Source organism: Mycobacterium sp. Root135 (assembly GCF_001426545.1).
Classification (GTDB): domain Bacteria; phylum Actinomycetota; class Actinomycetes; order Mycobacteriales; family Mycobacteriaceae; genus Mycobacterium.
Genome location: NZ_LMEZ01000006.1, coordinates 708173 through 732758, shown reverse-complemented (window position 1 = coordinate 732758; position 24586 = coordinate 708173). Strand labels below are relative to the sequence as shown.

The 24586-nt window shown below is 63.5% G+C and carries 23 protein-coding genes, 1 tRNA gene and 1 pseudogene; 15 read left to right on the top strand and 10 right to left on the bottom strand.

Features of this window, described 5'->3' with window-relative positions; all coding sequences use genetic code 11:
• Positions 1 to 2: 2 nt before the first annotated feature.
• From ASD37_RS20135 to ASD37_RS20125, 3 genes are all read right to left on the bottom strand, one after another.
• The gene (locus tag ASD37_RS20135; protein WP_056555193.1) at positions 3 to 1442 is read right to left on the bottom strand and encodes a neutral zinc metallopeptidase; all 1440 of its coding nucleotides are present in this window, start codon (positions 1440 to 1442) and stop codon (positions 3 to 5) included.
• A 104-nt stretch (positions 1443 to 1546) separates the two neighbouring features.
• Positions 1547 to 3514, bottom strand: coding sequence for an ATP-dependent DNA helicase (locus ASD37_RS20130; protein ID WP_056555184.1), 1968 nt, complete (start codon positions 3512 to 3514; stop codon positions 1547 to 1549).
• Between the two features lie 6 nt (positions 3515 to 3520).
• Complete coding sequence (locus ASD37_RS20125) at positions 3521 to 4858, bottom strand: nicotinate phosphoribosyltransferase (protein WP_255354922.1); 1338 nt, start codon at positions 4856 to 4858, stop codon at positions 3521 to 3523.
• Between the two features lie 67 nt (positions 4859 to 4925).
• Between ASD37_RS20125 and clpS the strand changes: the two genes are divergently transcribed.
• The 8 genes from clpS (at position 4926) to ASD37_RS20085 (ending at position 11491) form a co-directional block, all read left to right on the top strand.
• Entirely contained in the window at positions 4926 to 5228 is a 303-nt protein-coding gene (clpS, locus tag ASD37_RS20120; RefSeq protein WP_056555183.1) for an ATP-dependent Clp protease adapter ClpS, read from the top strand.
• A gap of 10 nt (positions 5229 to 5238) precedes the next feature.
• A complete protein-coding gene (locus tag ASD37_RS20115) occupies positions 5239 to 5820 on the top strand; it encodes a DUF2017 domain-containing protein (protein ID WP_056555181.1) in 582 nt (193 codons plus the stop codon).
• A 70-nt stretch (positions 5821 to 5890) separates the two neighbouring features.
• Positions 5891 to 6919, top strand: coding sequence for a P1 family peptidase (locus ASD37_RS20110; protein WP_056555177.1), 1029 nt, complete (start codon positions 5891 to 5893; stop codon positions 6917 to 6919).
• A 49-nt stretch (positions 6920 to 6968) separates the two neighbouring features.
• Entirely contained in the window at positions 6969 to 7625 is a 657-nt protein-coding gene (locus ASD37_RS20105; protein WP_056555174.1) for a rhomboid family intramembrane serine protease, read from the top strand.
• 170 nt (positions 7626 to 7795) lie between these two features.
• Positions 7796 to 8569, top strand: a complete 774-nt coding sequence (locus tag ASD37_RS20100; protein WP_056555575.1) for a cyclic nucleotide-degrading phosphodiesterase — start codon at positions 7796 to 7798, stop codon at positions 8567 to 8569.
• A gap of 30 nt (positions 8570 to 8599) precedes the next feature.
• Positions 8600 to 9382 (top strand): ribonuclease PH, encoded by a 783-nt coding sequence (rph, locus tag ASD37_RS20095; RefSeq protein ID WP_056555170.1) that lies wholly within the window; start codon positions 8600 to 8602, stop codon positions 9380 to 9382.
• Between the two features lie 7 nt (positions 9383 to 9389).
• Positions 9390 to 9989 carry an RdgB/HAM1 family non-canonical purine NTP pyrophosphatase gene (gene rdgB, locus ASD37_RS20090; RefSeq protein WP_056555167.1) on the top strand — a complete coding sequence of 200 codons (600 nt, stop codon included), beginning with the start codon at positions 9390 to 9392 and terminating at the stop codon, positions 9987 to 9989.
• Positions 9990 to 10069: 80 nt separating this feature from the next.
• Positions 10070 to 11491 (top strand): MFS transporter, encoded by a 1422-nt coding sequence (locus ASD37_RS20085; RefSeq protein WP_056555165.1) that lies wholly within the window; start codon positions 10070 to 10072, stop codon positions 11489 to 11491.
• On the opposite strand, the gene ASD37_RS20080 is transcribed toward ASD37_RS20085, so the two are convergent.
• Both ASD37_RS20080 and ASD37_RS20075 read right to left on the bottom strand, forming a co-directional pair.
• Positions 11479 to 11847, bottom strand: coding sequence for a DUF3817 domain-containing protein (locus ASD37_RS20080; RefSeq protein WP_056555163.1), 369 nt, complete (start codon positions 11845 to 11847; stop codon positions 11479 to 11481). The genes ASD37_RS20085 and ASD37_RS20080 overlap by 13 nt on opposite strands.
• Positions 11844 to 12230, bottom strand: a complete 387-nt coding sequence (locus tag ASD37_RS20075) for a hypothetical protein (RefSeq protein ID WP_056555162.1) — start codon at positions 12228 to 12230, stop codon at positions 11844 to 11846. The genes ASD37_RS20080 and ASD37_RS20075 overlap by 4 nt, the downstream gene beginning before the upstream one ends.
• 145 nt (positions 12231 to 12375) lie before the next feature.
• Between ASD37_RS20075 and ASD37_RS20070 the strand changes: the two genes are divergently transcribed.
• Positions 12376 to 12462, top strand: a tRNA-Leu gene (locus tag ASD37_RS20070).
• A gap of 880 nt (positions 12463 to 13342) precedes the next feature.
• On the opposite strand, the pseudogene ASD37_RS32745 reads toward ASD37_RS20070, so the two are convergent.
• Positions 13343 to 13720, bottom strand: a pseudogene (locus tag ASD37_RS32745) (recombinase family protein); the annotation flags it as partial.
• Positions 13663 to 14088, bottom strand: a complete 426-nt coding sequence (locus ASD37_RS32740; protein ID WP_370073072.1) for a recombinase family protein — start codon at positions 14086 to 14088, stop codon at positions 13663 to 13665. The gene ASD37_RS32740 and the pseudogene ASD37_RS32745, both read right to left, overlap by 58 nt.
• A gap of 307 nt (positions 14089 to 14395) precedes the next feature.
• Here ASD37_RS32740 and ASD37_RS20055 point away from each other — a divergent pair, with 307 nt between their 5' ends.
• The 5 genes from ASD37_RS20055 (at position 14396) to ASD37_RS31065 (ending at position 20624) form a co-directional block, all read left to right on the top strand.
• Positions 14396 to 14623: a helix-turn-helix domain-containing protein gene (locus tag ASD37_RS20055; protein WP_235568474.1), complete on the top strand. Its 228-nt coding sequence runs from the start codon at positions 14396 to 14398 to the stop codon at positions 14621 to 14623.
• A 669-nt stretch (positions 14624 to 15292) separates the two neighbouring features.
• The gene (locus ASD37_RS31575) at positions 15293 to 15997 is read left to right on the top strand and encodes a hypothetical protein (protein WP_156720978.1); all 705 of its coding nucleotides are present in this window, start codon (positions 15293 to 15295) and stop codon (positions 15995 to 15997) included.
• Positions 15998 to 17591: 1594 nt separating this feature from the next.
• Positions 17592 to 18590, top strand: a complete 999-nt coding sequence (locus ASD37_RS20050; protein ID WP_056555154.1) for a nucleotidyltransferase — start codon at positions 17592 to 17594, stop codon at positions 18588 to 18590.
• Positions 18574 to 20106, top strand: coding sequence for a ThiF family adenylyltransferase (locus ASD37_RS31070; RefSeq protein WP_082570266.1), 1533 nt, complete (start codon positions 18574 to 18576; stop codon positions 20104 to 20106). The genes ASD37_RS20050 and ASD37_RS31070 overlap by 17 nt, the downstream gene beginning before the upstream one ends.
• Positions 20106 to 20624, top strand: a complete 519-nt coding sequence (locus ASD37_RS31065; protein WP_235568489.1) for a Mov34/MPN/PAD-1 family protein — start codon at positions 20106 to 20108, stop codon at positions 20622 to 20624. The genes ASD37_RS31070 and ASD37_RS31065 overlap by 1 nt, the downstream gene beginning before the upstream one ends.
• Here ASD37_RS31065 and ASD37_RS31570 read toward each other — a convergent pair.
• The gene (locus ASD37_RS31570; protein WP_056555150.1) at positions 20563 to 21303 is read right to left on the bottom strand and encodes a DUF6602 domain-containing protein; all 741 of its coding nucleotides are present in this window, start codon (positions 21301 to 21303) and stop codon (positions 20563 to 20565) included. The two genes, ASD37_RS31065 and ASD37_RS31570, sit on opposite strands and share 62 nt — an antisense overlap.
• 813 nt (positions 21304 to 22116) lie before the next feature.
• Positions 22117 to 22389 (bottom strand): helix-turn-helix domain-containing protein, encoded by a 273-nt coding sequence (locus ASD37_RS20035; protein ID WP_056555149.1) that lies wholly within the window; start codon positions 22387 to 22389, stop codon positions 22117 to 22119.
• A gap of 199 nt (positions 22390 to 22588) precedes the next feature.
• Between ASD37_RS20035 and ASD37_RS20030 the strand changes: the two genes are divergently transcribed.
• Positions 22589 to 23527 (top strand): NAD(P)H-binding protein, encoded by a 939-nt coding sequence (locus tag ASD37_RS20030; RefSeq protein ID WP_056555147.1) that lies wholly within the window; start codon positions 22589 to 22591, stop codon positions 23525 to 23527.
• Here the strand turns inward: ASD37_RS20030 and ASD37_RS20025 are convergent.
• Positions 23505 to 24476 carry a GlxA family transcriptional regulator gene (locus ASD37_RS20025; protein ID WP_056555143.1) on the bottom strand — a complete coding sequence of 324 codons (972 nt, stop codon included), beginning with the start codon at positions 24474 to 24476 and terminating at the stop codon, positions 23505 to 23507. The genes ASD37_RS20030 and ASD37_RS20025 overlap by 23 nt on opposite strands.
• Positions 24477 to 24586 lie beyond the last annotated feature (110 nt).

The window sequence follows — 24586 nt, the reverse complement described above, 5'->3', positions numbered from 1 at the left end:
TGTTAGTCAAAGCGCTTGAAGCATCGATTCTCGTCACCGAGGACGCCAACGCGGAAGGCGTCGATCCGGGAGAAGCCCGACGGCACCGAGTCGCCGTTGACGTCGCTGGCGGCCACGCCGTTGACGAGGAGGCCCGAGACCGCCTCGTCGACGTCACCGGCGGTGAGCTGGATCGTGTCACCGTTGGTGGTGGTGATGCTGTCGGTCATCTTCACCGTCGCGACACCGGTGAGGCACGCGGTGCGAAGGGCTGCCTTGGCGTCGTCGAGTGCGACGCCGCCGCGTTCCTTCTGGACCGCCTGCATGAACCGGGACACGACCACCGAGTAGGCGGTGTTGTCGCCGGAGACCGCGCCGCCGTCGTCGATGCTTTGCGCCCCAAGCTCTTCCAGCGCAGGTAGGTCGACCGTGATGGTGTTGGTTCCCGGGCAGTAGGACGCCGGCCCACCGGAACGTGCGTCCGGGCAATCGGTTTCGGTGAAGCTGAGCCGCGGGGGGTCTGCCGGTTCGAAGGCGACGTTCATCGCGTCGACGATCGACGTCACCGACTGCCGTGTCACGGGCAGCTCGCCGGTCTCGTCGTCGGGGAGCACCACGGGAAGGTCGCCGCGCCGCTGGTTGATCTCGTCGACGTCGATTGCCTCGCAGACGGCGGCGCCGTCGGTGAAGCCGAACTGAAACGCCGACACCCTCTCGAATGCGGAGCCGTGTTCGTCCTCGCCGAACTCGCCGTTGCTTTCGGTCAGCAGCGGGTCGCGGAACGCGATCATCGCCGCGAGGAGGTTGTTGAGCCCGTCGCCGGTGCTCAGAGTGAACCTCGACGACCTGCCCTCGGCGACCGAGCGCATGTACACCCCGGCCAGGCAGTCGGCCTGCTGTTCGCCGACCAGCGTCGGCGTGTCCTCGGTCAGCAGACCGGCCTGGTAGGCGACGGAGTGTCCGTACTCGTGGGCGAGCACCATGGTCACCGCCATGTCGCCGTTCGCGTCGCGCAACTGCGGCAACAGTTCACCGCGGTCCCAGCCGATGGTGTTCTCGTCGAGGCAGTAGCCGGCGTTGACGAGGCCGAGCACGTCGTCCCCGCAGAAGTAGGCCTCGTCGTCATAGTCGGTGGAGTCCCAGGAGACGAGTTCGCCCACGGGGGCGAACTCACCGTCGAACGTCTCCGCGTAGTGCCCGGCCCAGAACTCCTCGATGTCGCTGACGGCGCTGCCGGCGAGCTCGTCGACGTCCCCACCGTCGGTGTTCTCGACATCCCGCGAGGGAGCCTCCGCGTCGTCCCGCAGGCCCGTCGGGCCGTTCACCGCGGGCATGCCCGCCACGCTGAACGGGTTGGCGAACACCGACACCGGAGTGCCCTGCAGTGTCGTCGCGCACGACGTGAGGAGGACGGTGCCGACGGCGAACGCCGTCATGCTGCCCGCGAAGTGTCGTCGCTTCATCGACGCCGCCTTTCTGGCCGTTCCGGCGCCGGGACGGCGCGCTGGTGAACGTGCTGGCCAGAGTAGAGAGGGCGGGTGACCCCGATCCCAACTTCGTGCCAGGGCTACGCGTCGCGGAGACGTTCCAGCGCCCGTCGCACCTGGCTGGTGTCGGTCGTCGCCCAGAACGGCGGCAGTGAGGAGCGAAGGAAGCCGGCGTACCGCGCGGTGGCCATCCTCGAGTCGAGAACCGCGACGACGCCCCGGTCGTCGACGCTGCGCAGCAGCCGTCCTGCGCCCTGGGCCAGCAGCAGCGCCGCGTGGGTGGCGGCCACCGCCATGAACCCGTTGCCGCCGTGTGCGGCGATTGCCCGCTGCCGGGCGGTGACGAGGGGATCGTCGGGGCGAGGGAACGGAATTCGGTCGATCAGAACCAAGGACAGCGACGGCCCTGGCACGTCGACGCCCTGCCACAGCGACAGCGTGCCGAACAGCGTCGTCTCGGGGTCCTTGGCGAACCGGCGGACCAACGCCATCGTGGTGTCCTCGCCCTGACACAGCACCGGGGTGTCGAGGCGCTCGCGCATCGCCTCGGCGGCAGCCTTGGCCGCGCGCATCGACGAGAACAAGCCCAGCGTCCGACCGCCCGCCGCGGTGATGAGGCCCTCGATCTCGTCGAGCTGTTCGCCCGAGCCGGCGCCGTCGCGGCCTGGCGGTGGCAGGTGGGCGGCGACGTAGAGGATGCCCGACTTGGCATGGGCGAAGGGCGATCCGACGTCGACCCCCTTCCACTTCGGCGCCTCGGCGCCCGCCAGACCCCAGGACCGCGCCATCGCGTCGAACGCTCCGCCGATGGTCAACGTCGCCGACGTCAGGATCACCGTCGACTTCTCGAAGAGCCTGTTGCGCAACAGCATTGCCACCGACAGCGGGGCGACCCGCAAGATCGAGCGCCGGTTGCCCCGCACCTCGTCCTGGTCGAGCCACACGACGTCGGTGCGGTCGGGTATCGCCGGACCGTAGGACGACAGGATGCGCGTCGCGGTGTCGCTGACGTCGTTGAGCGCCGTCACCGCCTCGTTTCTGGCCGCCGCCGCCTTCGGGTCGGCAGGCGCGGTGTCGATGGCCGAACGCACCCGATCCGCCGAATCCCGCAGTGCGGTCAGGTAGGTGGTCATCTCGTCGTCCAAGACGTCCTTGCGGCCGGGTTCGGTGTCGTAGAGCGCAGAGGTGAACGTCGCGATGGAGGCCTCGAAGCGTTCCGCGATCTCGGGGTCGACGAGCCGCGACGAGCGGCGGTCGGCCATGCCGAGCATGGTCGCCGACAGCTCGCCGGTGGCCACGCTGGTTACGCGGTCGACGAGTTCGTGGGCTTCGTCGACCACCAGCAGTTGGTGCTCGGGTAGCACGTTGATGTCGGAGATCGCGTCGATGGCGAGCAGCGCGTGGTTGGTGACGACGATGTCGGCGGTGGCGGCGGTGCCCCTGGCCTTCTCGGCGAAGCAGTCGGCGCCGTAGGTGCACCGGGCGGCCCCGATGCACTCGCGGGCCGACACGCTGACCTGGCTCCAGGACCGGTCGACGACGCCGGGCACCACTTCGTCGCGGTCCCCTGACTCGGTGTCCGACGCCCATTCGATGAGACGCTTGACGTCCCGACCCAACGCGGTGGTCGCGACGGCGTCGAACAGCTCGTCCTGCGGCAGGTCGTCGGAGTCGGAGGCGCCGTTGTGAATCTTGTTCAGGCACAAGTAGTTTCCGCGCCCCTTTAGCAAAGCGAACTCGGGACGACGGGACACCTCGCCGGCCAGTGCGTCGGCCAGCCTCGGCAGGTCGCGGTCGAACAGCTGGCGCTGCAACGCGATGGTCGCCGTCGAAATCACCACCGGCTCGGCCCGCGCCATCGCCTGCTTGATCGACGGCACCAGGTAGGCCAGCGACTTACCGGTGCCGGTGCCGGCCTGCACCGCGAGGTGCTCGCCGGACTCGAAGGCGTGGTCGACCGCCTCGGCCATCTCGATCTGGCCGCTGCGTTCGGTACCGCCGAGTGCGGTGACAGCCTTGTCCAGCAGCTCCTTGACCCCGCCCGTCATCGCTCCTCAGGCCCGGCGCGTCGCGTCGACCATGCGGGTCGGTATCGCGGGATCGCCGCTGGAAAGCCCCAACCCGTCCCACGGCAGGCTGACCAGACCCGCCGCGACGCGGGCCCGCGCGGCCTGAAGATCGGTGTCGGCGACCACCCGGCCGGCGCGCACCAAGGGGTGGGCGAGTGCGGTGGCGACCAATCCGTCGGCTTCGACCGCGGGGCTGTCGGCCATCTGCACGACCTCTTCGACGACGGTGCCGGTGGGCTTCGCCAGCCGGTAGGCCTGCTTGCGGCCTCCGTGGGACTCCTTGTGGCTGCTGCGCTTCGCGACGGGGACGCCGTCCACTTCGACGAGCTTGTAGACCATGCCCGCCGTCGGCGAGCCCGACCCGGTGACCAGCGAGGTGCCGACCCCGTACGAGTCGACGGGTTCGGCGCGCAGCGACGCGATCGCGAACTCGTCGAGGTCGCTGGTCACGACGATGCGGGTGTTCGGTGCGCCCAGCTCGTCGAGTTGGGCGCGGACCTGCCTTGCCAGCACGCCGAGATCGCCGGAGTCGATGCGGACGGCGCCCAACTCGGGGCCTGCCACGGCGATCGCGTTGGCCACGCCCGCGGTGATGTCGTAGGTGTCGATGAGCAGCGTGGTGCCGACACCCAGGGCCTCGACCTGGGCTCGGAACGCCGCTTGCTCGTCGGGTCCGTCGGCGGAGGTGTGCAGCAGGGTGAAGGCATGTGCGCTGGTCCCGAGCGCGGGGACGCCGTACTGCCGCTGCGCCTCGAGGTTCGACGTCCCGGTGAAGCCCGCGACGTAGGCGGCGCGCGCCGCGGCGACGGCCGACATCTCGTGGGTGCGCCGGGACCCCATCTCGATGAGCGGCCGACCTTCGGCGGCGCTGACCATCCTGGCCGCCGCCGACGCGATCGCAGAGTCGTGGTTGAAGATCGACAGAGCCAAGGTCTCCAACACGACGCACTCGGCGAACGTGCCGTGCAGTGACAACACGGGGGAGCCGGGGAAGTACAGCTCGCCTTCGGCGTAACCGTCGACGTCACCGCTGAAGCGGTAGTCGGCCAGGTACGCCAGGGTCGTCTCGTCGAGGAAGTCGGCGACCAGGGCCAGGGCGGCGTCGTCGAACCTGAAGCGCGACAGTGCTTCCAGGAAGCGCCCCGTCCCGGCGACGACGCCGTAGCGCCTGCCGTTGGGGAGTCGGCGGGCGAAGACCTCGAACGTGGTCTGCCGGTGGGCCGTGCCGTCCCGCAGCGCCGCGGCGAGCATCGTCAGCTCGTACTTGTCGGTGAGCAAGGCCGTCACCGCGCACTCCTTGGGAGCGCCTTCGTGGGAAGTCACGGTGCCAACCGTAGGCCAACCGTGGCCGTTCGGACCGTCACCGATACGGGTGTCTATTCTTGGCGGCATGGTTACCCCGGCGCGAACCAAGCCAGGGACTCGCGTGGAACGGTCCACCGACGAAGACGTGGCCACCGAGAGTCCCTGGGTCACCCTCGTCTGGGACGATCCGGTGAACCTCATGTCGTACGTGACCTACGTGTTCCAGAAGCTCTTCGGCTACAGCGAACCGCACGCGACCAAGCTCATGATGCAGGTGCACGAAGAAGGCAAGGCCGTGGTGTCGGCCGGAAGTCGGGAGTCCATGGAGATCGACGTGACCAAACTGCATGCGGCGGGCCTCTGGGCCACGATGCAGCAAGATCGCTGAGCCCGGCAGCGTGCGGAAGTGGAAGCGTGTGGAAACCGCTGACGGAGCGCGGTTTCGGTCTGCCCTGGCCGCCCACGAGGCGGCACTGCTCGAAAGCTTGGTCAACTCCCTGATGGAGATGCTCGTCGACCGCGAAACGTCCTCGCCCACCGACGAACTCGAAGAGCTCACCGGCATGCGGACGGGTCACTCGCAGCCGCCGGAGGACGACACGATGTTGCGGTTGCTGCCGGACTTCTTCCGGCCGCAGCACGACCATCCGGCGGGGTCCCGCACCGCGGAGAGTCTCAACAGCGCTCTGCGCAGCCTGCACGAACCCGAGATCATCGAAGCGAAACGTCATGCGGGACAACGCGTGTTGGACACCTTGCCCGCTGGCGGCGGCAAGTTCGAGATCGCCGAGGAGGACGCGCACTGCTGGGCCTCCTGCGTCAACGACGTCCGGCTGGCGCTCGGCACGATGCTCGAGATCGGAAGCGACGGCCCCGACCACCTGCCTGCCGAACATCCGATGGCCGGTCACCTGGACGTGTACCAGTGGCTGACGGTGCTGCAGGAGTACCTGGTGCTCGGGCTGATGGGCAAGCGCTAGTGCGCGATTTCGGCGCGCAAACGGTCGCCAGGCGAACGGAAACGCGCCGAAGTCACTGGGGGACGCGCACATGACGGGCTCGATCACCGACGTCTCGGGCATCCTGGTCGGCAACCACCAGCGCCTGGACCCCGACGCGACCTTGGGCGCCGGCTGGGCGTGCGGCACCACCGTCGTCCTGGTTCCGCCCGGCACCACCGGTGCCGTCGACGTCCGTGGCGGCGCTCCCGGCACCAGGGAAACCGACCTGCTCGACCCCGCCAACAGCGTGCGCTACGTCGACGCCGTCGTGCTCACGGGCGGCAGCGCCTACGGACTCGCCGCCGCGGACGGCGTCATGCAATGGCTCGAGCAGCACGATCGCGGCGTCGTGATGGACGGCGGCGTGGTCCCGATCGTGCCTGCCGCGGTGATCTTCGACCTCCCCGTCGGCGGGTGGCAGTGCCGCCCGACCGCCGAATTCGGTGCCGCCGCGGCGGCTGCCGCCGGCGTCGAGGTACCGATGGGCAACGTCGGGGCCGGGGTCGGCGCCCGGGCAGGCGCGCTGAAGGGCGGGCTCGGCACGGCGTCGGTCACCCTCGACGACCTCGGCGTCACCGTCGGTGCCGTCGTCGCGGTGAACTCGGCGGGCAACGTCGTCGACCCCCGCACCGGACTGCCGTGGATGGCCGACCTCATCGCCGAGCTGGGCCTGACCCCGCCACCGGCGGACCAGCTCGCGGCATTCGCCGAGCGCGACGCCGAACTCTCACCGCTCAACACGACCATCGCCGTCGTCGCCACCGACGCGGCGCTGAGCAAGGCGGCCTGCAAGCGCGTGGCCGTCGCCGCTCAGGACGGCCTTGCCCGCACCATGCGGCCGTCGCACACGCCGCTCGACGGGGACACCGTCTTCGCGCTGTCGACCGGCGCCGTCGAGGTGTCACCCGCGTCGGACACCCCCGCCGCAATGTCACCGGAGACCAAGCTGACGACGCGCGTCGGGGCGGCCGCCGCCGACTGCCTGGCCAGCGCGGTGATGGCCGCGGTGCTGGCCGCGGAGACGATCGCCGGCGTGCCCAGCTACCGCGACCTGCTGCCGGGGGCGTTCACCACCTAGGGCACCGTCCGTGCGCCGGTAACCTCGATGGGGAGCGGAAGGGGCGGCAATGGCGACGAGTGGACCAGGTCTTACGGCGGACCCGAAGAAACCCGGCTGGATGGTTGGCGGCGCCACCGTCCTGGCCTTCGTCGCACTGCTCTACGTCGTCGAGGCCGTCGACCAGGTGTCCGGCAGCCGCCTCGAGCAAGACGGCATCCGACCGCTCGAGGTGGACGGACTGTGGGGAATCCTGTGGGCCCCCCTGCTGCACGCCAACTGGGCGCACCTCGTCGCGAACACGGTGCCCGCGCTGGTCCTCGGCTTCCTGGTGTCGCTCGCCGGAATGGCCCGCTTCGTCTACGCAACAGTGATCGTGTGGATCCTCGGCGGACTCGGGACCTGGCTGATCGGCAACATCGGCGCCCCCGCCGGAGTGGAGACCAACCACATCGGCGCCTCGGGCCTCATCTTCGGCTGGTTGACCTTCCTCATCGTGTTCGGGTTCTTCACCCGGCACGCATGGCAGATCGTCGTCGGCATCGTGGTGTTCCTCGTCTACGGCGGCATTCTGTGGGGCGCACTTCCCGGCACGTTCGGGGTGTCCTGGCAGGGCCACCTGTGTGGTGGCGTCGCCGGGGTGTTCGCCGCGTACGTGCTGTCCGGGCCAGAGCGACGGGCGAGGGCCAAGCGGCCCACCGGAACCTTGCCGCGCTCGGCCTTCTGAGCCCCACGGAGCTTTGCTGAAATGAGGCGTTCGCCACACTCTCCGCGCGCCGAGCGCCTCGTCTCGGTCGGCGTCACGCCAGCTCGGAGGTCACGTACCTGCCACTTCGTGACACTCGGAACCAAATGCGCCCATGTTTTCGTCGCGCGGTGATCGGGCATGGCAAGCTGATGGGCGTGCGAGTCACCGTACTGGGGTGTTCCGGTAGCGTCACCGGACCGGATTCGCCTGCTTCGGGGTATCTCGTCACCGCGCCAGACACTCCACCGCTCGCCGTCGACTTCGGTGGCGGAGTGCTGGGAGCGCTGCAGCGGCACGCCGACCCCGGGACCGTGAGCGTCCTCCTCTCGCATCTGCACGCCGACCACTGCCTGGATCTGCCCGGGTTGTTCGTCTGGCGCCGCTACCATCCGACGCCGCCCAAGGGCCGCGCGCTGATGTACGGACCCGCCGACACCTGGTCCCGGCTGGGTGCGGCGTCTTCACCCGAGGGCCGCGAGATCGACGACTTCACCGACATCTTCGACGTTCACCAGTGGGTGGACAAGGAAGCGGTGCAGATCGGTGCGTTGAACGTGCTGCCCCGCTTGGTGTGTCACCCGACGGAGTCCTATGGCATGCGATTCACCGATCCGTCCGGGGCGACGCTGGTCTACAGCGGTGACACCGGCTACTGCGACGAGCTGATCGAGTTGGCCACCGGCGCCGACGTCTTCCTCTGCGAAGCGTCGTGGACGCATGCCGCCGACCGGCCGCCGAACCTGCACCTGTCGGGGACCGAGGCGGGCCGCGTGGCCGCCAAGGCGGGCGTGCACGAGCTGCTGCTGACCCACATCCCGCCGTGGACGTCACGCGAGGACGTCATCAGCGAGGCCAAGGCCGAGTTCGACGGTCCGGTGCACGCCGTCGTGTGCAACGAGACGTTCGAGGTTACGGCGCACTAGGCCGTCGTCGGCACCCGTTAGGGTTGGCGGGTGTCCAGACGAGAAGACGGAAGACTCGACGACGAGTTGCGACCGGTAACCATCACCCGCGGCTTCACGAAGCATCCGGCCGGCTCCGTGCTCGTCGAGTTCGGCCAGACCCGGGTGATGTGCACGGCCAGCGTCACCGAGGGCGTGCCGCGTTGGCGCAAGGGCTCCGGCTTGGGCTGGCTGACCGCCGAGTACGCGATGTTGCCCGCCGCCACCCACACCCGCTCCGACCGCGAATCGGTCCGCGGCAAGGTCGGCGGTCGCACCCAGGAGATCAGCCGGCTCGTCGGACGATCACTGCGGGCCTGCATCGACCTCGCCGCACTTGGCGAGAACACGATCGCCATCGACTGCGACGTGCTCCAAGCCGACGGCGGCACCAGGACCGCGGCCATCACCGGCGCGTACGTGGCGCTCTCCGACGCCGTCACCTATCTGTCCGCGGCCGGTCGGCTGTCGGACCCGAGGCCGTTGTCGTGCGCCATCGCGGCGGTGTCGGTCGGAGTCGTCGACGGGCGGGTCCGGACGGACCTGCCGTACGAAGAGGACTCCCGCGCCGAGGTCGACATGAACGTCGTCGCCACCGACACCGGGACGCTCGTCGAGATTCAGGGCACCGGGGAGGGCGCGACCTTCCCCCGCACGACGCTGGACAAGATGCTCGACGCCGCGCTGGCTGCCTGCGATCAGTTGTTCGTCGTGCAGCGCGAGGTGCTCGCGCTGCCGTACCCCGGCGAGCTGCCGGAGCCGAAGACCCCGGCGAAGAAGGCGTTCGGAAGCTGACCAACACATGACCGACCTGCTGGTCGCCAGTCGCAACCCCAAGAAGCTGGCCGAACTTCGCCGCGTCCTCGACGGCGCGGGCGTGACGGGCCTGCGGCTGTTGTCGCTCGACGACGTCGCCCCGTTCGAGGAAGCGCCCGAGACGGGTGCCACGTTCGCGGAGAACGCGCTGGCCAAGGCGCGCGACGCGCATCGGGCCAGCGGGCTGCCCTCGGTAGCCGACGATTCGGGGCTCGCCGTCGACGCGCTCAACGGAATGCCCGGGGTGCTCTCGGCGCGGTGGGCGGGTGCCCACGGCGACGACGTCGCGAATCTTCAACTGCTGCTTGGTCAGCTGAGCGACGTCCCCGACGAGCGACGCGGTGCGGCGTTCGTGTCGGCGTGCGCACTCGTCTCGGCGTCCGGCGAGAGCGTCGTGCGGGGGGAGTGGGCCGGGCACATCGCCCGCGCTCCGCGAGGCGACGGCGGGTTCGGATACGACCCGATCTTCGTGCCGACCGGCTCGGACCGTTCCGCAGGCGAACTGTCCCCGGCGGAGAAGGATGCGGCGTCTCACCGTGGCCGCGCTCTGGCGCTGCTGCTGCCGGCATTGCGCGCGTTGGCCTGACCGTCAGTTTTACGTAGCGTAACTAACGTGTAGCGTTCGACGGCGTGGGTCGACGCGTGGCAGGGCCAGAGAATGCGCCGTTGCCCACGGCGCACCCGAGCGTGTTGATCGCGGTCCTGGCGGCCGCAGGCATCGGCGTGTCGCTGATGCAGACGTTGATCATTCCGTTGCTCCCCGAGCTGCCAAAGCTGCTGAACGCCAGCGCATCCGACACGTCGTGGGCGATCACGGCGACGTTGTTGACCGCCGCGGTGGCCACGCCAGTCTTCGGCAGGCTCGGCGACATGTACGGCGCGAAGCCGATGTTGATCACGTGCGCGCTGCTGCTGATCTGCGGATCGGTGCTCGCCGCCTCGACGAATTCCCTGATGCCGCTGGTGGTTGGCCGGGGGTTGCAGGGCTTCGGCTTCCCGATCATCCCGCTGGGCATCAGCGTCTTGCGGGCGTGTGTGCCGGCCGAGAAGGTCGGTGCGGCAATGGGTCTCATGAGCGCGTCCCTCGGGGTGGGCGGCGCCCTCGGCTTGCCCCTGTCGGCGGTGATCGCCCAGCACTACGACTGGCACATGCTGTTCTGGTTCGCCACCGCGCTCGGAGTGGCCGCCCTGCCGATGTTCTTCTTCCTGGTGCCGCACGTGCCGCCGCGCACGCGGGGACGGCTGGATCCGGTGGGCGCGGTGCTGCTGGCGGGTGGGCTGGTCACGCTGCTTCTCGGCATCTCCAAGGGACAGAGCTGGGGCTGGCTGAGCGCGCCGACGTTGTCCTCGTTCGGTGCGTCGGTGCTGATCTTCGTGGTGTTCGGCTGGTGGGAGCTGCGGGTGTCCTCGCCGACCATGGATCTGCGGACCACGGTCACGCGGCCGGTGCTGGCCACCAACGTGGCATCGGTCGCGGTGGCGTTCGGCATGTTCGGGTTCTCCCTGGTGGCCCCGCAGATCATGGAGATGCCGCGGGAGACCGGGTACGGGCTGGGGCAGTCGATGCTGGCGACGGGGCTGTGGCTGGCCCCCGGCGGTTTGGCCATGATGGTGACCTCACCGCTCGCGGCGCGGATCGCCGCCGTGCGCGGACCGCGGTTCACCTTCGTGATCGGTGCGCTGGTCATCGCGGTGTCCTACGCCGCGGGCGTCGCGTTTCTGGCCGCGCCGTGGCAGATCATGGTGCTCAACGTGGCCGTCGCCGGGGGAGTCGGGTTCGCCTACGCGTCGATGCCCGCGCTCATCAACGCGGCCGTGCCAATCTCCGAGACCGCCGCCGCCAACGGCATCAACGCCCTCGCGCGGTCACTGGGAACGTCGATCTCCAGTGCGGCGATCGGTGCCATCCTGGCGGGGATGACGGTGTCCTACGCCGGCGCGGCGGTGCCGTCGATGGCGGGATTCCGTACGGCGATGGTGGTGGCCGCCGTGGTGGCAGCCCTCGCCGCGGGCCTGGCGCTGCTGATCCCCGTCGCGGCGGACGAGGCCACCGAGGAGTCGGCCGAGGTCGAGCGTCAGAGGTTGTAGTCGGCCTTGATCTTCTTGGTCTGGAAGTGCTCGACGATGATGCCCAGCAGCGGGATGGTGCCCGCCAGCAGCACGCCGGTGGTCTTGCCGATGGGCCAGCGCACCTTGGTGGCGAGGTTGGCGGCGGACAACAGGTACGCGAAGTAGATCCAGCCGTGGATGGGCGCGACGATCCACAGCAGCGGCCAGTCGACCTTCACGATGTACTTCAGCACCATCTCCGCGCACAGCGCGATCAGCCAGATGCCGGTGGCCCACGCCAAGATTCGGTACGCCTTGAGCGCCTTGCGGATGGACTCCGCCGGGGTGCGCGTCGGGTCCTCGACGACCGGTGCTTCGGGTTCGGGGCTGCTCATGTCGTGGTCCTGTCGTCGGTGTCGGGGCGGCCGTCGGCCTTGGCGAGCTCGGCCAGGTACGCGTTGTACTCGGAGAGCGTGGGGTCGTCGTCGTGGTGCGCCGAGGCCGTGGGCCGCTCGGGCAGCAATCCGTCGGGAATCTCGGTCGGCTTGTCGTGGTCCGGCCGCGGCGGCGGCGCCTCTTCGTAGCGGACGAACTTGAAGTATGCATAGAAGCAGAAGCCGCCGAACATGGGCCACTGCAGGGCGTACCCGAGATTCTGGAACGAGCCGGACGCCGACTCGTAGCGCGTCCACTGCCACCAGGCCAGCGCCAGGCAGCCTGCGGCGGCGACGAACACCAGCGCGACGAGCGCCGGTCTCCTACGCCGTGTAGTGGACATTCGTCCACGGTACCGCGACGGACTTGGGTCCGATGAATTCGTCCAGGCGGGTGGTGGCCGCCTTGCGGTACACGGAGACGGCGAACTCGTCCGACTCTCGCCCACTGACGGATTCGGCTGCGCTCGGCGCTAGGATTTCACCGTTGCGGGCGTGATGGAATTGGCAGACATGATGGCTTTAGGTGCCATTGCTCGGAAGAGCGTGGGGGTTCGAGTCCCCCCGCCCGCACCATAGAGTGCTTACTGCAATCGTCGTGAGCGCGAACAGCCTGGAAAAGGTCGTTCGCTAGATCAATCGAGCCGTCGGACGTCGTTCCGGCGGCTTTTGTGTTGGTTGGCGTCAAGTCGTTGAGGCGCTCCGCGCCCGCCTTCGCGGCATCTGCTTCAGAACCCGTCGTAGTGAGGACATGCCAAGCGGTGGCGGCGGAAAGCAGCTCCGCGAGCGGCGAAGTTACCGAGGCATCGGTGACCTTCTCGTTGTAGACGAACAGGTGGCTGAAGATTGCTTGGTTGAGGCGCCGGCGGGTCTCATCGCTGGCGGTCATGTACAGGGCGTGCGGATTTTCGAGGATTCGAAGACATATGTCGAGGAAGTGCTGCGCATTCGGAAGGTCGTCAGATACGTCCTCGAGCTGTTCGGTCAGCCGAGACGTGGGTCTCGATGTCGGGGAGTCGTTGTTGGATCTGGTCCTTACGAGCGTGCCGGCCGCGGCGAGGTCAAGCAGGTTGTCTTCCTTGACGTCCAGACTCTTCAGTTGCTTAGTCAGATCGCTTCGCAGCAGGCGAGTGCCGCTTGCGCTGTCCGCCAGCGTCTGGCGCATGGTGTTGCGTAGAGCCGTGATGAACTCGGGGTGAAAGCGAATGGTTCGGTAGTGCTCCTCTACGGCGGCCTCGACCAGGTCAAGATTGCTATAGGGCGCATCGCAGACGTGGGACTGGACGCCTCGGCAAAAGTAGTAGCGGTACTCGCCTCCGTGACGACCTGTTGCTCGTTGGATGATCATGCGACGAATCTCGCCAGTGTCGTCAAAGCACTTGCTGCAGAACAAAGTTCCTTTCAGATAGTGATGATTCCTCCGACGTCGTTCGCCGGCGTACCCGCGCTCCTCCAATAGATCTTGAACACGATCGAAGAGCTCTTGGGTGATGAGCCCCGGGTGCCGACCTTCGTAGGTGCTCCCCTTGTCTTTAACAATTCCCAGGTAGTAGGGGTCCTTCAGCATGGCAGCGACCTTGGACCTCGAAATCGGTCCAGAGGGGCGCGCCTGCGTGGCGCGTGTCGTGAGCCCGCGGTCGGTGAGTTCATCGACGATGGCTCCGATCGTCGCATCACCTTCGGCATACAGTTCGAACGCGCGACGAACGAATGGCGCTCGCTCCGGATCGATTGCAATCGAGCGGATCTCACGCCCCTCTCGCCGATCAATGGTGTTCAAATAGCCGATCGGTGCGATACCAATCGTGCCGCCCTTCTTGGCCTTCTCGCCCATCTTGTAGGAGATATCGGCGCCGTCCTTGGCGGAGCGGTACTCGTTGAAAGCGGCCAGGATGCCGTGCATGAGAGTTGGCCGACTGGAGTGTCATCGACGCTCTCGGTGGCTGAGATAAGCGTAACTCCGCGTTTACGGAGATCGGCCATTACCATTGCGTCGTCGATACGATTTCGGGCGAACCTTGAGAGCTCATACACAACCAGGTAGTCGATGTCCTTTGTGCGCCGGATACGGCCCAGAACTTCCTGAAAGGCAATACGTTTGGTCATTTCGGTGCCTGAGCGACCCGGTTCGACGTATTCGTCCACGATCTCAAGTCCGAGCTGACTCGCTTTGCGTTGACACGAAACACGCTGAGCCGGAATGGAAATACCCTCAGGATCGTAGTCAGTCTTGACCTGGCCCGAGGAGCGCCGCAGGTGTCGCAGTTGCCCAATGCCGTACCGGGACGGGTCATTACGGTCGAGGCCCCGGGATGGCTGCTCTCCAAGGCAGGCTTTGCCTTCACCTGAACGCTAGAAAGAGAACTGCCCCGCGACGAGGGTCGCGAGGCAGCCTAAGCGGACATCGTCCGGCCTACTCTCCGCCACTCATGCGCATCCCCTTCCCTACCGAGGAAGGCAGACGCTACTTATATCTGTAGACCGTCAAGTAGCAGCACGGAATCGTCTGTTGCGCAATGGAAGGTCAGCTACAGAAAATCTTCCGACGCAATCTGCGTGCTACCGGCTGGACCACGGGTTCAGTCAGGAGGCTTTTGCTGACCACATGGGCGTGCACCGAACCTACATGGGCGCGGTGGAGCGTGGCGAGCGGAATCTGACCTTGCAGACGCTGGAGCGGATCGCGGATTTCATAGGGGTTGATGCGCGGGAACTGCTGGACGACCTGTCCGGCTAGCGACCGCTGTTCGTTCGGGTGAACCCGTATCGCAGGCGAAAGGACGACGCCTGATGCAGAATCCATCACGGCGGTGTTGTTCGGACTATTTGGAAGCCGTTGCCGCGCACAGGGCTGTAACCGAGTCGTGGGGGGAATTTAATGATGCGCAGGGTCATCGCTCCAGATGGGCATAGGTGTAAAGATGAGGCAAGCAAGGCCAACTTCCGTGCCCGTGTATATCGAGGAAACCGATACGTCTTTCCGCTGCTCGTCATACTCCTTCTAGTTTCGACGACTGCCGCGTGTACAAACAACGATGACCGTGCGTACGGCGATCTTGACCAGACTGATAGCGCGAGCGCCTTCAACCTAGATGACATTCAGCCAGACTGGTGGCCAAGGGAAGATGCAATTGGCCAAGGAAGTGAAGGCGATCCTGTCCTTAATCGTCTGGAAAGTAATCCCCATGTTGTGGGATCGAACGAGAGACAGTTCTTCGCGGTACGGAAATATTCGGACAAGGATAGTGGACAGCCTTTCTCGCGACGGGTCGAAATAGTAGCTGGTGGAGAATATCAAGGCTACATATATTTTCATAATTCTTCGCCTGACAACCATGCACCCACACTCAGCAGAGGAACAAGTGTGTCGTTGTCGCTGCCAAATAGACTTTCTGGGAGAAAGGCCGTGGAGGCGCGACTGTTTGCAAAAAACTCAGTCCCCACCGTGGTTGGGTCTAGCGTCGTGTTGTCTACTTCCCCCGGCGAAGGCGTAAGCCTTGTCGTCGAATCGGCAGAAGTTCGTATTCGGCATGGCGACGTCACCTATAACGTCTCTCCAGAGGAACTGCGGTCGCGCCGGGGCGCATTGATCGGCTGCGATCGCCCGGATGGATATGTGGCCAGCAATGATGATTGCTGGGGACAAGTTCTGTTCACCTTTACGGCGGTTCAAGACACGTTTCTCTACGAAGGGTTGACCGCACCCGAAGATAAAGAGGACTTCTCAAACTATGCAGCTATAACCCGCACTACGGGCGCTTTTCGGGCGGCGGTCCGTTACACGAACGTGGGAAAGGTTGACCAAAATAATCTCCGACTCGGACACGTCGCGGCTGACAGTCCCCCGGGTTTCGAGATATTGAGCTTCACCTCGCAAATCAAGCGCGACGACCAGCCGTGGCAAGATGTGACTCTCGATGATCAAGAGTTCTACAAAGTGCCTACTGTTAGTCCGGGAGAATCGGTTAGCTTCGCTTCAAAAATAGAAATCAGCGACTGGGAGCTACTGTGCCAGCGCGGAGTCGAGCGTGTTTATATCACGGTATGGCCGGATAATTTCAATCGGATTGACGTGCCGATATCTGTTTATCCTGAGAGCGGGCAATGTTAAGTCCCCATGCCGTGAACGGCATGGGGACGGAGAGTCGGGTAGCCCCTCGAACTCGTTATTTTGGAGTTGATCCGCCTGGGGCGAATTGCCCGCGTTGCCGCTTGTAAATCGAGGCTACCTCAACAGCGCCTGCCACTAGCAGGAACACAATCGACGCAACCGTGACGACAAATGCGCCCACTGATCCGCCTATTGCGAATCCAGGCGGAATGACCGCGATGCACGCAACGCAGGCCTTCTCGGCGAATTTATCAAAGCTGACATTCATTGCTGGCTCTTCCTCTGACTCGCATCTAGCGAGGAGTAGGGCCGCCACTTGTTGTGACGACCGACTAGCCCACAGAAGGCGGGTTAGTCGGTCTCCGCAACAAATACAGCTATAACATAGCTAGTCTAAATAGTTAATAGAGGCGAAAGGAATCGAAATGCTCAGATGGATCACGAACCTTGGAATCATAGGACTCTTCCTGCTGGGGGCGGTATTGTTATTTCGCCTTATTATCAAGAATAAATATGGGAAAGAATTTATCGCCATTTTAGCATTGTGCACTGCCATATTCATTCCACAGCAGATTGACCATCAAGCCCGTGACGTTCAGAGGCTCGGTACGTGCGTAGATGCAATACTCGATTTTCGACGAAACGTCCTGGAGTACTACCGACTGATGGCCGATGACTATGGCAATATAGTTGATCCCGGATCGACGGATCATACTGCGTCCGACTTGAGAATTCAGGTTCAAAACGCTAAAGATTCCACCTATACGCTATGCAACGGGGTGGGAAGTTCATCGAAGAATGTGTTAGAAGCCCTATCCAGTCCATGGAAGGAGGCGCCCATATCAGCCACGGCGAGCTGGCGAAAATCAAATTTGGCAGATCTTTATGCGTGGTCCACCGATGCGTTGAGGCTTATAACCGAGATCCAACCTCGGCCTTTAACCATTCCGGGTACCACCGTTCCCATCTTTCCTCATCTTGACTGGTAGGTGAGGTTGCAAGTTTTCAGGTATGGAAAAACGAATTGAGGGTGCACGGGTCGCCAAACGTGTGATTACCGGTCGCCGTGCTGGCCTAGCGTGTCCTAACAAGACAGTTGTTAGCAATATCTGCCAGGCGCCCGGCGACGGATTCTCAGTGGTTTGTGAAGACCTATGACACCCCTCAGATTTGGCTTGATCGCTTGAAAGCTGTTATGGACAGAGGTGACCGACTATTCGTCCTGCAAGTGACCCGCCCCTATCAGGGCTTACTGACGAGCAGACAGTGGAAATGGATTGCTGGCAATATCTAGCAGCGGTGCCCATATTTGAGCTATTCGACCCGAGTCATGGGCGACTGTTCGAGCTGTCACTGCACTTACAATTAGAAGGCGGCGAAACAGCCGGGGAGTGCCGATACCAGGGAAGGTGCTGAACTCCGCTGACGATCACCAGCTGCGAAGGGCGTTGAAAGAAATTCACTCGCTATAGCGCGTGCGCTGTCGAAAATCGTTGTTTGATTTATGCAACTTGAAGTACAAGTGAGGTACCCTTTCATGGATCGGGTTTATTTCTGGCACGCGAATAATTTCTAAAACGAGGGAGGATGGCCGATGACAGAACTTGCGCCATATTTCAAAGAGGCACTGTCCACCATTGAGCCGGACGACGACAAGAAGAACGCGGCTACAGCACATGCCGAGGTGCGTGACGTACTTACCGCTGACGAGGGTCTCAGTAACCTGGGTGTTGACCCGGTCTTGATCGGGTCGTATGCGCGGAACGTCTCGATCAAGCACGTGAAGGACGTCGACGTGTTCGCCCGACTGCAGGATGCCAGCGACACACTCGCGCCCGGTGCTGTGCTCGACACCTTCGAAAAGATCCTGACGGATGAGTATGAGGACCGGGTCGAACGACAGCACCGGTCAATCAAAGTTGATTTTCCAGATTTCAATCTGACCGTCGATGCAGTGCCGGCGCGTCCAGCAGGCGATAATTGGGAGATCCCCAATAAGCCAGAAGACGTCGAGCGTGCTCAGTGGGTGGAGACTAACCCTCTGAAGTTGAATGACTTAACCTCTGAAAAAAACGGCGAATTCCTGCTAAATGGCAAAGGAATCTACGTTCCAATCGTCAAGCTCGTACGCCAAGTGAGGCGAACATGGCTCGGTGACCAGCCAGGTGGTCTCTTCTTTGAACTGATGACGTACTGGTACTTCCAGAACGAGAATCCTTCGGCCAGTTCGGTAGCCGAATACCTCACGCTGACGTTGGAAGGTATCGCCGATATGCTGCCTGATCTAGCATCCGACGGGTTGGATGATCCAACCATCAATGGCGAAAAGATCGCCACGAAGGCCACTGATGATGACCTTGCGACAGCAGAGGAAAAGATCCGTGAAGCCGCTGAACTGGCGAGGTCCGCTTTCGATGACGAAGACGACTGTACGTCAGCCGTCAAGTGGCAAAAATTGCTGGGCGTCACCTCAGGCGGGGATGATGTCTTTCCGCTCCCCAGTTATTGTAATGCCGATGGGACTTATAAGAAATCCGCTTCGATAACGAGCGGAGCGGCGACGGTGCCGGCAGGGGATGGCAGATACGCTTAACTCCGAGCACCTCTCGAGCCTTGCCTCGCAACACGATATGTTCAGGCGTGAGCTCGCGAAGCTCGGATATTCAGACGACGGAACCTCGCTGCAAGGTCCAGTCACTTGGGTTGATGCCCAACACGTATCCCATGAAGCTTGTGTAGAAGTCATACTCGACGAGCGATTCCCGTTTGCGCCGCCCAGCGTCACCATTCTTGAGGCTGAATCCGACTTTGCGCCAACATTTCACATTGAGCGAGACGGAAAACTCTGCCTGTGGGCGAGCGACATTCCTGTACATGATGCACCTTGGCTTGACCCAAAAGCATTTCTAGACAAGGTTTCTGGTTGGTTTTCTCATACGGCGGCCGGGTGGCCGGGCGATGAGGACGCCGATCTGGAGAGGTACCTCGATGTAAGTCAGGGAAGCATCGTCTTGTATGACAACTCCACCCTTGTGGATGGCGCCTATTTCAAGACAAGCAAGAACAAAATCGGTGTTGTCACCGTGGGTGACCAGCTTCAGTGGCGCCCGAATCTGACTCGAATGGGGCGTAAAGGTCCGCGGCGGCGAGAGCAAAATCTGATATGGGTGACCGATGTTGGCCCCATCAATCGGCCTATACAGGCATTCCAAGACCTGCAGGATGTGACCGCCGAACCCCTCGAATACACTCGTGAGCTCATCAATGCTGGAAGCCTCGACTTCATCCTGGTTCGCTATCAGCGAGGAGCACGGCACGCAGCGTTGGTACTTGAATTCCCCAGTAGAGATGGCAATACGCCGACGCTAGCCGCGCGTGAAAGCGCGGACCAAAGCCTTGAGACCAGGACACTTCGTGCGGGCACGGCAGCATCTGCCTACTCAGATAAGACGGTAGCCATCGTCGGCTGCGGTGCGATCGGTTCGCATGCAGCAGATCTGCTTTTTCGATCCGGCATCAGTCGATTGACACTGATTGACCCAGAGATCTATCGGCCCGGCAACATCATTCGACATACAGGGCACCACAGCAACGCCGGGGCATCAAAGACGGGCGCCGTGAAAGCACGCCTGGCTGCGACTGGCCTTGATACTAATGACGTCACCACCGAAAATGCGCATTTGAGCAGCCCCGAACAGGCACTGGAACTTGTGCGGTCACACGACCTGGTTGTTGATGCCACTGCAGACGGGAGGGCGACGGCACTGCTCCGGTGGGCAGGAGAGGCGACCGCCACCACGGTGGTATCCGTATGCGTCCAGCGCGATGGCGGGATTGCGCGAGTCGACAGGTTCCCGTTGCGCGAGTTCGAAAGTCACCTAGTGCCTGTGCCGGCACGGATTGTCGAGGGCTCGTTTGGGTACGAGCAAGGTTGTGGCAGCCCAGTGTCGATGACTCCGCCCATGTCTGTAGTCAGGGCGGCGACTATTGCCTGCCAGGTAGCGCTCAATGAGCTCGGCGCAGCACCAGCTTCGCCAGCTACGATACTTGACATTATCGAAGTACAAGACGACGAGCCGTACAACAAAATCGGGACGATAACGTCGTGATGAAGAAATTGATGGCGAGGGTTTTGAAACGTCAAGTTGCTGTCCAGCTGACTGATACGGCTGTCGCGGCGATTCACGCAGCGGCTAACCGCGCAGCCCCGAACGAAACCGGCGGCCTTCTGTTGGGTTGGTGGGAACCAACGGACGTCCATGTCGATATCGCGGTCGAGGTAATTGATCAAGAAGCAACTGGTAATTCGTGGACTCGACGGCAGGTAGAGGCGCAACGCGTTTTAGACGCGGAGCTCGCGAAGAGCGGCAACCATGTACTCGGATATGTGGGTGACTGGCACTCTCATCCCGCTCCCGTCGGAGCGAGCCGTCGAGATATGAAATCTCTTGCTCAATCTTCCCTGCAATATGAAAATCCTGTAGTTCTGATCGTGAGACTCTCAGACGCAACCATCAGCATTTATGCCGCGCAGCGTGGCAAGCACCTGAGGTTGAATACAACGGCTAGTCTTGCTGGCTCTGCTGATAGTACTTTTGTAGATCGATGGCAGGCGGATTTCCCATAGCCTGAAGCCTTGCTACGAGATCAACGAAGAAGCTAATTAATGAGTTCTCGGTATCGCTGATCGAGATGGACGGCGTGCCTTCAGATGAATAGGAAACTGAAAAAGCTCCGTTGTTCAGGGCGCAGCCAAAATCGATCGGTGATATCTTCGCTGCTTCTGTGATCGCATCCTTGAACGGTTTGCCAAATGCGGGCGACCACTTAGACTTGGTCGCGATAATTCCTGCAAGGACCTGCTTAGCGTCAACCTTGGTTGCCATCGTATTATTCATCTGTCGGATGGGCGCACTGGTACGCTTGAGATCCCTGACCGACTTAGCCTTATCCCGTGCATACTTGATATAGCTTTTGTTCAAAACGGGCTTGCATTCGATGACTGCGAATACACTTTCGGCCGGCACGTATGTCGAACCGTTCTCATTGAAAACAATCGGAGAATAATATCGATCGTAGATGATGATATCGATGTAGTGACTGAATTTTCCTTCATGGTCGATGACAAAACCCTTATCGACCTTATACCGGTCAGGTAGATATCCGGTAAGCATCTTTCGCCAAGCATTCTCCGAATTGTCACCCTTCGCATCTGGGTGACCGTGAACCGAGCTGAGGTTCAGGTCCGCGAGGAGTCTATTTTGATGTTGGAAAAATAGGCTCTGCAATTTGTTGTCATCTGGCATTATCTGACTTTAGCATTCTGTCGACGAAATGCTATACATTGACGCGTAAGTGCATTCGGTCGCTAGCTTAGAGCGACGCTGAACATGGGGGCGACGTCGCGCGATCCGATGGAGCACCTCCTAGCCGACCCACCTGCCATTTAGTTTGAAGTCAAGCACTTGAGCTATGTACTGACCACGAGATTGGCCGGGTGCCGAGAACTCCTGCCAAACCGCAAGGGGGCATTGGCGGTAAGCCCACCTGACCCCGCCGCGAAACTCAACGAGGATGGTCTCTGGCCCGGCTGCGTATGCCTCGGCAACTATGCGCGAAGAGCCTGTTACAGGCGTCCAATTGATCATCTGACTACCCTCGGCCATCCGTCCTCATCGATGTACTGGGAACAGGGAAAGACAATTCGGCTGTAAAGGTGTTGCTGGACTTAGCCTGGCACTGCAGCTGCGGCGACATTCTTGAGGAAAGCGAACCGACATATGCAGATGCTTTGAGCAAGCTCCCCGCCTTCGAGCTTCCGTTCATACTCATGCCTCTTTTGCCCAGCTGGCCCGGACGAGTGACAGCAGAACCGGAATTACGTAAAGCGCCACGGCCACCGCCACGATGGGCGTACCAGTCCTGGATTTACTAGGCTCAATCCAGCAGAGCCAGTCAAGTTATACCGATGTCCCGGACGGGCCATGTTGAGTACCACCGGTTATGCTCGCCCGCGTCCGGGCGCGCACTGGCGTTCTGGTCCATATCGGGCGGCCTGGCGCCGCGGTTTAAACCGTTGTGGAGCACAAGAAGCAACGTCCGACAGACGTCGAGAGCGATCAGCAATCGGCGGCCTGATCCCGGTATTTTTTGATGATCACCGACGCGGTGCTGTGGCTGCAGCCGACGGCCGAGGCGATCTGCCGAGTGGTTTGGCCGAGCTCATTTAGTCGCATGATCCCTCGGTCGCGCTGATCCGGAGCCGGGTTGGTGCTGGTGTCGATGCCAGCCGCGAGCAGGTACTTCCGAACCGTGGTGTAGTCCCAGCCAAGGGCTCGGGTGATGGCGGCGATGCCGTTGCCGTCGTGCCAGGCGGTGAGAATCCCGCCCACCTCTTCGACCCTCAACTGCTTGGATGACCCGGGGAGCGGCGCTGTCCGCGCTAGTCGGCTGCCCTTTTCGGCCGCAGCAATAGTCTCGAGGCGTTGAGCTGCAGAATCGTGATTGCAGTAAGAATGCAGGACCCGCACTCAACCTTCAAGGTGTGTACCCTCAGCATTTGAGTATTGTTAGCTATACCCAGGAGGATTGATGGCCGAAGAGGCAAAGCCCGTCGTACTGGTGATCGGCGCGGGCGGGCATGGTGGCACCGGACTTCGCGTCGTCGAGCAGCTCCTGGCCCACGGTCGCGCGGTTCGCCTGTTCCTCCGTTCCCGCGGCCCGCACGTCGACGCTCTCGAGGCGCGGGGTGTCCAGGTCGTGAAGGGGGACCTGATGGACCGCAGAACACTCGTCGACCCGGTGAGGGGCGTCGACGCCGTGTACTTCGCCTACCCGATCGCCGCCGGTGCCGTCGCCGCTGCATCCAACCTCGCCTCGGTGCTGCACACCGAAGGGGTGTCACCGCACCTGGTGGTGATGTCGATGGGCCCCTCCGCGGCCGACAGCCCGAGCGCCCTCGGTCGTGCGCAGTGGGTCGCCGAAGAAGTCTTCAGCTGGGCAGGCCTGAACCCCACGGTGCTCAGAGTCGCGGCACTGTTCTACGAAAACGTCGTCGTGTTGCACGGCAACGAAATTCGCGAGACAGGCCGGTTCGCCAACAGCTTCGGCACGGCCCCCGCGCCGTGGATCAGCGGGCGCGACGCCGCCGATCTCGCCGTCGCCGCGCTGGTCGACCCCGAACGCTTCGCCGACGCCAAGGTCAGCTACCCGCCGGGGGCCGAGTTGCTCAGCCACGTCCGGATCGCGGAGGTGATCAGCGCGGAGATCGGCACCGTCGTCGAGTTCGAGCCGATCTCGGCCCGGGACTGGCAGCGCGGGCTGGAGGAAGTCTCGCAATCCTCGGGTGTCGTCAACGATGCGATGGCACAACATATCTCGGCGGTCGGGGCTCAGCTTTCCCAGCGCGCCGGTGCGGCGATCGTGCCGGACCCGCGGCGGCTGACCGACATCACCGGCCGGGAACCGCAGTCGTTCGCCGAGTTCGTCCGCGTCAACCGCGACGCGTTCACGTCGACCGAGACGTCCTGAACCGGCTTCGGTAGGCGCTCGGCGTGATTCCGAGCTCGCGGTGAAATAGCCGGCGCAACGACTCGCTCGATCCCACCCCCGTTTGCTCGGCCACCTGGTCCAGCGTCGCGTGGCTTCCGGTCAGTGCCGCGCACGCCGCCTCCAGCCGGGTCCGGTCGACGAAATGCTGTGGGGTGTGGCCGGTTTCGGCGAGGAACAAGCGCGACAGATGCCGTGGGCTGACGCCTGCCTCCGCCGCGAGACCGGCCAACGTGTGGTTGCGGCGCGGGTTCTCGGTGATCGCGTCCATCACCACCCGCACCACGGAGTGGTCGGTGGGCTGCGCGTCCAGACGCACACTGAACTGGGACTGGTCGCCGGGACGTGCCATGAACACGACGAGATCCCTGGCGACCTCCCTGGCCATCACCGGGCCGTAGTCGTGCTCGATCAGCGACAGCACCAGGTCGATACCCGCGGTGACGCCTGCGGAGGTGACGTACTTGCCGTCGGTGACGAACAACGACGCCGCGTCCACGGTGACCTCGGGATAGCGTGCGGCGAGCTGACGGGCGAGCTTCCAATGCGTGGCGGCGCGACGACCGTCGAGCAGCCCGGTCGCCGCCAGCGGAAAGGCACCCGCGCAGATGGAGACCGTGCGTCGGCTGCGCTGGGAAAGGTCGCGCACAGCCGCGACGAGCGCGGTGTCGGTGACGCTGGCCTGCCAATTCGGCGATCCGGGCACGAGGAGTGACCCGAAGTTCGCCGGAAGGTCATCGACGCGTGCGTCCGCGCCGTGCCGGGCGCCCGAGCTGGCGACCACGTCGGCCCCGGTCAGCGAGGCGTGGGTGATGCGGTAGGTCGCGCCGAGGGCGTTGGCCGAGGCGAACGCGTCGATCGGACCCGCGACGTCGAGCATCTGGACGCCGTCGTACAGCAGCACCACGACGTCGTGAGCCCCAGTGTCCATATCTGAGGGTTTCATGGCCAAGCGCGCACGGCGCCACCGAGGCGCCGAAGCCCATAGTTGAGGTATCCGGTCGACGGACCCGCCGACCGTGACCACCATTCGAAGGGGCC

Bases quoted from the DNA above. Each gene is read 5' to 3' on its own strand.
- ASD37_RS20135 (WP_056555193.1), bottom strand. From the start codon at position 1,442: ATGAAGCGACGACACTTCGCGGGCAGCATGACGGCGTTCGCCGTCGGC.
- ASD37_RS20130 (WP_056555184.1), bottom strand. From the start codon at position 3,514: ATGACGGGCGGGGTCAAGGAGCTGCTGGACAAGGCTGTCACCGCACTC.
- clpS (WP_056555183.1), top strand. From the start codon at position 4,926: ATGGTTACCCCGGCGCGAACCAAGCCAGGGACTCGCGTGGAACGGTCC.
- ASD37_RS20110 (WP_056555177.1), top strand. From the start codon at position 5,891: ATGACGGGCTCGATCACCGACGTCTCGGGCATCCTGGTCGGCAACCAC.
- ASD37_RS20105 (WP_056555174.1), top strand. From the start codon at position 6,969: ATGGCGACGAGTGGACCAGGTCTTACGGCGGACCCGAAGAAACCCGGC.
- ASD37_RS20100 (WP_056555575.1), top strand. From the start codon at position 7,796: ATGGGCGTGCGAGTCACCGTACTGGGGTGTTCCGGTAGCGTCACCGGA.
- rdgB (WP_056555167.1), top strand. From the start codon at position 9,390: ATGACCGACCTGCTGGTCGCCAGTCGCAACCCCAAGAAGCTGGCCGAA.
- ASD37_RS20080 (WP_056555163.1), bottom strand. From the start codon at position 11,847: ATGAGCAGCCCCGAACCCGAAGCACCGGTCGTCGAGGACCCGACGCGC.
- ASD37_RS20075 (WP_056555162.1), bottom strand. From the start codon at position 12,230: ATGTCCACTACACGGCGTAGGAGACCGGCGCTCGTCGCGCTGGTGTTC.
- ASD37_RS20050 (WP_056555154.1), top strand. From the start codon at position 17,592: ATGACAGAACTTGCGCCATATTTCAAAGAGGCACTGTCCACCATTGAG.
- ASD37_RS31070 (WP_082570266.1), top strand. From the start codon at position 18,574: ATGGCAGATACGCTTAACTCCGAGCACCTCTCGAGCCTTGCCTCGCAA.
- ASD37_RS31065 (WP_235568489.1), top strand. From the start codon at position 20,106: ATGAAGAAATTGATGGCGAGGGTTTTGAAACGTCAAGTTGCTGTCCAG.
- ASD37_RS31570 (WP_056555150.1), bottom strand. From the start codon at position 21,303: ATGCCAGATGACAACAAATTGCAGAGCCTATTTTTCCAACATCAAAAT.
- ASD37_RS20030 (WP_056555147.1), top strand. From the start codon at position 22,589: ATGGCCGAAGAGGCAAAGCCCGTCGTACTGGTGATCGGCGCGGGCGGG.
- ASD37_RS20025 (WP_056555143.1), bottom strand. From the start codon at position 24,476: ATGGACACTGGGGCTCACGACGTCGTGGTGCTGCTGTACGACGGCGTC.